Below are 6782 nucleotides of genomic sequence, written 5' to 3' on the forward strand. Positions count from 1 at the left end.
GCTGACCTGTGAATCTTTAGGCAACCAACTTCGCCAAATCTGCCACCCGATTCATCGCAGCATGCAGCGTAGCCAGCAAGCCCAGGCGGTTGGCCTTCAAAGCCGCATCTTCGGCATTCACCATCACATGCTCAAAGAAAGCATCCACAGGTGTACGCAATGCTGCCAAAGTTTGCAGGCTGGCCTTGTAGTCGCCTGATTCAAATTGCTGCTGCGCCTTGGGGGCCACAGATTGCAGCGCGGCATACAAATCTTTTTCTGCCTGCTCCACCAGCAGCGCTTCATTGACCTGTGCCTGAATATCGCCTTCGGCCTTTTTCAGGATATTGCTTACACGCTTATTCGCAGCAGCCAGCGCTTGCGCTTCTGGCAGGGCGGCAAAGGCGCGCACGGCTTCCAGACGCTTTTGCACATCCGACAGGCGCTGTGGGCGCAGAGCCAGCACGGCTTCCACTTCCTGAGCGGTATAGCCTTGCTCGCGCAGGCTGACGGACAGGCGGTCAAAGAAGAAGTCTTCCAGCTGGGCCGTGGCGTCAGTGATCTTGTCGCCAAAGGCTGGCACAGCGCTTTGGAGCAGGGCGTGCAGTTCCAGCGGCAGGTTCTTTTCGACCAGCATGCGGATCACACCCAGCGCATGGCGGCGCAGGGCGAAGGGGTCTCGGTCGCCCGTGGGCAGGTTGCCAATGCCGAACATACCGACCAGCGTTTCCAGCTTGTCGGCCAGCGCCACCGCCACGCCTGCATCGCCACGGGGCAGTTCGTCACCGGCAAAGCGGGGCTTGTAGTGGTCTTCAATAGCGTCTGCAACAGCTTCATCCAGACCGTCATTCAGCGCGTAGTAGCGGCCCATGATGCCTTGCAGCTCGGGGAACTCACCGACCATGTCGGTCACCAGGTCGGTCTTGGCCAGCTTGGCGGCCAGATCAGCCTGTGCCACCAGCTGTGCATCGCCCAGTTGCTGTGCAATGGCCTTGGCAATGGCGCGCACGCGCTCTACACGCTCGCCTTGCGTGCCCAGCTTGTTGTGGTAGACCACCTTGCCCAGACCTTCCACACGGCTTTCCAGCGTCTTTTTGCGGTCCTGGTCAAAGAAGAACTTGGCATCAGCCAGACGGGGGCGCACCACGCGCTCGTTACCGCCGATCACGGCCGATGGGTCTGCGGGGCTGATATTGCTGACGATGAGGAACTGGTGGGTCAGCTTGCCGTTGGCGTCCAGCAGGGGGAAGTACTTCTGGTTGGCCTTCATGGTCAGAATCAGGCACTCCTGCGGCACAGCCAGGAATTCTTTTTCAAATTCGCAGACCAGCACATTAGGGCGCTCGACCAGGGCGGTGACTTCATCCAGCAGGGCTTCGTCTTCAATGGGGCGCACGCCGCCGCCAATGCGTTCAGCCGCTGCCTGCAGCTGGCGCGCGATGTCAGCACGGCGCTCGGCAAAGCTGGCAATCACTGCGCCTTCTTCACGCAGCTGTTCGGCATAGCTGTCTGCGCTCTGGATCACTACGGGCTCTGCCTTGGCTTCAAAGCGGTGGCCATGGGTGGTGTTGCCTGCAGTCAGGCCCAGTGCCTTCACGCCGATCAGCACCTGGGTGCCATGCATGACGACCAGACCGTGGGCGGGGCGCACAAAGTGCACGCTGGTCCAGCCATCCTGCAACTGGTAGCGCATGACCTTGGGGATAGGCAGCTTGGCAATGGCTTCGTCCAGTGCCTTTTGCACGCCATCGGCCAGCACCACCCCCTTGACGGTGGATGCGTAGTACAGCGCTTCGGCCTTGCCTTCACCCTGGCGGGTCAGGCCTGCAACGGCAGATTCGTCGGCACCCAGTGCAGCCAGCTTTTTGAGCAGTGCGGGAGTGGGCTTGCCTTCCGCATCCAGGCCTACGGACACAGGCATCAGCTTTTGCGATACGGCCTTGTCTTCGGCCTGGGGCAGCACTTCGGTGATGTGTGCCGCCAGGCGGCGGGGCGAGGCGTAGGCCGTCACACGTGATTCGCTGGATGCCAGCAGGCCCTGGGCCTTGAGCTGGTCAAACAGCACGCCCGCAAAGGCATCGCCGAGTTTTTTCAGGGCCTTGGGGGGCAGTTCTTCAACAAACAGTTCAACGAGGAGGTTTTGTGCGTTCATGGTAATTTTTTGATAGCTGCTGGCGCTTGTGTGGTGGGCGTCAGGGGCGAATTTGTTGCATAAATTTTGGTGGGAGAGTCCTCACCCTCACCCCGGCCCTCTCCCGCAAGCGGGAGAGGGAGTGAATACGGCAGATGGTAATGGCTGGTACCGGCCACTGACAGGCTGGCCCCCACCCCTGCCCTCCCCCAGCGGGGGAGGGAGTAGATGTGCGGCACTGTCTTGGTCATAAAGCACTGCATGCGGTGTCTTTATCTAGCTGACCCTGCCCTCTCCCAGCGGGGGAGGGAGTAGATGTACGGCACTGTCTTGGTCACAAAGCACTGCATGCGGTGTCTTTCTCTAGCTGGCCCTGCCCTCTCCCAGCGGGGGAGGGAGGTTTCGGATCAAGCGGCCTTCTTGGCTTGCTGCTCGGCGGCCTTGGCCAGTTCGGCCAGCACTTCTTCGGCATGGGCCTTGGGGGCCATGGGGAAGCCCAGGCGTGCGCGGCTGTCCAGATAGCTCTTGCCCACGGCGCGGGCCAGGTTGCGGATGCGGCCGATGTAGGCGGCGCGCTCGGTCACCGAGATGGCGCCGCGGGCGTCCAGCAGGTTAAAGGTGTGGGCGGCCTTGAGCACTTGCTCATACGCAGGCAGAGCAAGCTGTGCTTGCATCAGCTTGTTGGCGGTGTCTTCGTGCGCGGCAAAGGCGCTGAACAGGAAGTCGGCGTTGGAGTGTTCAAAGTTGTAGGTGGACTGTTCCACTTCGTTCTGGTGGAACACGTCGCCATAGGTCAGGCCATCGGTATAGACCAGGTCGTACACCGATTCCTTGCCCTGCAGATACATGGCCAGGCGTTCCAGGCCGTAGGTGATCTCACCGGTCGCGGGCTTGCAGTCGATACCTGCTACTTGCTGGAAGTAGGTGAACTGGGTCACTTCCATGCCGTTAAGCCACACCTCCCAGCCCAGGCCCCATGCGCCAAGGGTTGGGTTTTCCCAGTCGTCTTCCACAAAGCGGATGTCGTTTTTCTTCAGGTCAAAGCCCAGCGCTTCCAGCGAGCCCAGGTACAGCTCCAGAATGTTGTCAGGCGCGGGCTTGAGCACCACCTGGAACTGGTAGTAGTGCTGCAGGCGGTTGGGGTTCTCGCCATAGCGGCCATCCTTGGGGCGGCGGCTGGGCTGCACGTAGGCGGCCTTCCATGGCTCAGGGCCAATGGCACGCAGGAAGGTGGCGGTGTGCGATGTGCCTGCGCCTACTTCCATGTCATAGGGCTGGAGCAATGCACAGCCGTGTTCGGCCCAGTAGGACTGCAGTTTCAGAATGATTTGTTGGAAGCTCAGCATGACGTTAGCGGTGTCTGTGCCGCACAGGCCATTGGCCTACGCAGGCGGTCGTTATGGGTGTTCAGAAAGGCCCGGCAACTTGCAGGCACGGCTGATGCCGCGCACGGGCGCATAAGGTAACGATTCTAGGCGTGTTGCTGCCAAGTTTCTGTAGCTGTTGGTGTGTCAGTGAAGCCCACCCAGACTTACCTCTCAAAAAGTGAGCTGTTAGCGCTTGATTTGCTTTGATTTCAATATCTTTTTGGCCTGAAATACTTGAATTGCAAGCGCCAGTCGCTCATCTTTTTGCAATCCGCAGCACCCTACAATGCTTTGCAGCTTTTTGAACCACCACCTGCGAGGACATTGGCATGAACCTGTTCAACATCATCAAGAACCAGCTGATTGAAGTCATCGAGTGGACGGATGACTCGCGCGACACCCTGTCTTACCGCTGGCCCGATGAGGACAAGGAGATCAAGAACGGCGCACAGCTGATCGTGCGCGAATCGCAGCAGGTGCAGTTTGTGGCCGCAGGCCAGTATGCCGACCTGTTTGGCCCCGGCAAGCACACGCTCAGCACAGAGAACGTGCCGGTGCTCTCCACCATCCTCGGCTGGAAGTACGGTTTTCAGTCGCCCTTCAAGTGCGATGTCTACTACATCAACACGCGCCTGTTTACGGGCAACAAGTGGGGCACATCCAACCCCGTGCTCATGCGCGACAAGGACTTTGGCGTGGTGCGCATCCGCGCTTTTGGTACGTATGACTTCCGCATTGTGGAGCCCGCCAAGTTCCTGAAGGAAGTGGCTGGCACGGACCAGAACTTCCGCATCGACGAGTTTGCCGACACCATGCGCTCGCGCATCGTGAGCGTGTTTACCGAAGCACTGGCCAAGGCGCAGGTGCCCGTGCTGGATGTGGCCACGCGCTATGGCGATTTGGGTAATGCGCTGGTACAGATCATCAACCCGGCGATGGTGGACAAGTACGGTCTGGAAGTGACCAGCTTTGTACTGGAGAACGTCTCTGTGCCGCCCGAGGTGGAGCAGGCCATCGACAAGCGCTCCAGCATGAGCGCCATTGGCAATCTGAACGACTATGTGAAATACCAGATGGGCCAGGCCATGGCCAATGGCGGCGAAGGTGCAGCTGCTGCCACCATTCCCGCCACCATGGCCATGGGCTTTGGCATGGCGCAGGAGATGATGAAGCAGATGCAGCAGCCTGCTGCAGGGCAACCAGCCTTTGGCGCACAGGTGGCACACGATGCGTTTTCTCCCGCTGCCGCGCAGGCGGCACAGGCACCTGCACCGGCTGCTGGCCTGCAGGTCTACACCCCAGAGCAAGCCGCCCAGCTGCTAGGAGTGGATGTGGCCGATGTACTGGCAGAGCTGGAAGCTGGCAACCTGAAAGGCCGCAAGATTGGCGCCAACTGGCGCATTGCGCAGGCGGCGCTGGATGCGTTTTTGAGGGGGTGAGAGGGGGCTCCTTCCCCCTCTGGGGGAAGGCAGGGATGGGGGCCAACACCGCCCGGAACAAACACAGTCTCTCAACCAGGCGTCAGGCTGGCCCCCACCCTAACCCTCCCCCAGTGGGGGAGGGAATTCTTTTTCCCTCTCCCGTTTACGGGAGAGGGTTAGGGTGAGGGGGTGTTCTCCTTCCCCCTCTGGGGAAATGCAGGGATGGGGGCCAACACCGCCTGGAACAAACACAGTCTCTCAATCAGGCATCAGGCTGGCCCCTACCCTAACCCTCCCCCAGTGGGGGAGGGAATTCTTTTCCCCTCTCCCGTTTACGGGAGAGGGTTAGGGTGAGGGTGTAAAAATCCCACCTCTTGCCTGTTTCACCATTTCACTGCTTGTGACTGACTCTGCTGCCTATCAACCAGCCCCTGACGCTCCCAAACCCTCCATGGTGCGCAAGCACCCCTGTCCGGAGTGCGGCGCAAATCTGGAATGGAATGCCAAGGCCCAGTCGCTCAAATGCCCGTACTGCGGCACGGTGGTGCCGTGGAGCGATGAGGTGCGCGAGGAACTGGGGCAGGAGGTAGTAGAGCAAGACCTGGCGGAAGCCCTGCGCAACCCGGCCACAGGCCGCGGCTGGGGCAGCCAGCGCTATGAAGCCCAATGCCAGAGCTGCCACGCCATTTCCGTTTTTATGGACGGGCGCGTGGCGCAGCGCTGCGACTTCTGTGGCTCACCATCCATCGTGGCCCATGAGGAGCGCAATGACGCCATCACGCCGCAAAGCATCTTGCCCTTCAAAATCAGCGATGGACAGATCCGCGACCACATTCGCCAGTGGTATGGCTCGCGCTGGTTTGCACCGAACAAGCTCAAGCACGCCGCCCTGACCGATACGCTGCATGGCGTGTACCTGCCCTACTGGACGTTTGACGCCCATGTCAGCGCCCAGTGGTGGGCCGAAGCCGGTTATTACTACTACACCACCGAGACTTATCGCGATGCCAATGGCAACACGCAGACACGGCAGGTGCGCCATGTGCGCTGGCAACCCGCCGCAGGCCATCTGCGCCACTTTTTTGATGATGAGCTGGTGCCAGGCACGGTGGGCGTGCACCCCAAGCTGCTGCGCGAGGTAGAACCCTTTCCCACCACCACAGACCTGAAACCCTATACGCCCGAGTTTGTACGCGGCTGGACGGTAGAGCGCTACCAGGTCGATCTGCACAAGGCCGCCAAGCACAATGAGCAGGATATGGATGCCCAGGTGCAAGCCATGTGCGCGCGCCAGGTACCCGGTGACACCTACCGCAACCTGCGCGTGCAGCGCGAGTATGCGGGCCGCACCTTCAAGCATGTGCTGGTGCCTGTGTGGGTGGTGGGCTACACCTATGGGCGCAAGCACTACCAGATTATTGCCAACGGCTACACCGGCCAGATTGCGGGCGAGCGGCCGTATAGCTGGGTGAAGATTTTCTTTGCGGTGCTGTGTGCGCTGGTCGTGGCAGCGGTGGTGCTGGGAGTGATGCAGCAGTAGCTACCCTCACCCCAGCCCTCTCCCACAAGTGGGAGAGGGAGTAAAACCCCATGCGCTGAGCCTTTGCTATTCCCTCTCCCATTTATGGGAGAGGGTCAGGGTGAGGGGAGTTCTCCTTCCCCCCTGGGGGAAGGCGGGGATGGGGGCCAACACTGCCTGGAACAAACACAGTCGCTCAATCAGGCGTCAGGCTGGCCCCCTCCCTAACCCTCCCCCAGTGGGGGAGGGAATTCTTTTTCCCTCTCCCGTTTACGGGAGAGGGTCAGGGTGAGGGGCGGGTTCTCCTTCCCCCCCTGGGGGAAGGTGGGGATGGGAGCCAACACTGCCAGGAACAAACACAGTCG

At 60.5% G+C, this 6782-nt stretch carries 4 protein-coding genes; 2 read left to right on the forward strand and 2 right to left on the reverse strand.

What is annotated here, in order from left to right; genetic code table 11:
* Positions 1-16: 16 nt before the first annotated feature.
* Complete coding sequence (gene glyS / locus F7P80_RS15170; protein WP_151045854.1) at positions 17-2131, reverse strand: glycine--tRNA ligase subunit beta; 2115 nt, start codon at positions 2129-2131, stop codon at positions 17-19.
* Between the two features lie 386 nt (positions 2132-2517).
* Complete coding sequence (gene glyQ / locus F7P80_RS15175) at positions 2518-3456, reverse strand: glycine--tRNA ligase subunit alpha (protein WP_151045856.1); 939 nt, start codon at positions 3454-3456, stop codon at positions 2518-2520.
* Positions 3457-3806: 350 nt separating this feature from the next.
* Between glyQ and F7P80_RS15180 the strand changes: the two genes are divergently transcribed.
* Both F7P80_RS15180 and F7P80_RS15185 read left to right on the forward strand, forming a co-directional pair.
* A complete protein-coding gene (locus tag F7P80_RS15180; RefSeq protein WP_151045858.1) occupies positions 3807-4916 on the forward strand; it encodes an SPFH and helix-turn-helix domain-containing protein in 1110 nt (369 codons plus the stop codon).
* A 382-nt stretch (positions 4917-5298) separates the two neighbouring features.
* Positions 5299-6438, forward strand: coding sequence for a TFIIB-type zinc ribbon-containing protein (locus tag F7P80_RS15185; RefSeq protein WP_242603953.1), 1140 nt, complete (start codon positions 5299-5301; stop codon positions 6436-6438).
* The last annotated feature ends 344 nt before the right edge of the window (positions 6439-6782 follow it).

Origin of the sequence: Comamonas kerstersii (genome assembly GCF_008801935.1) — a bacterium.
In the GTDB taxonomy this organism is placed as follows: domain Bacteria; phylum Pseudomonadota; class Gammaproteobacteria; order Burkholderiales; family Burkholderiaceae_C; genus Comamonas; species Comamonas kerstersii.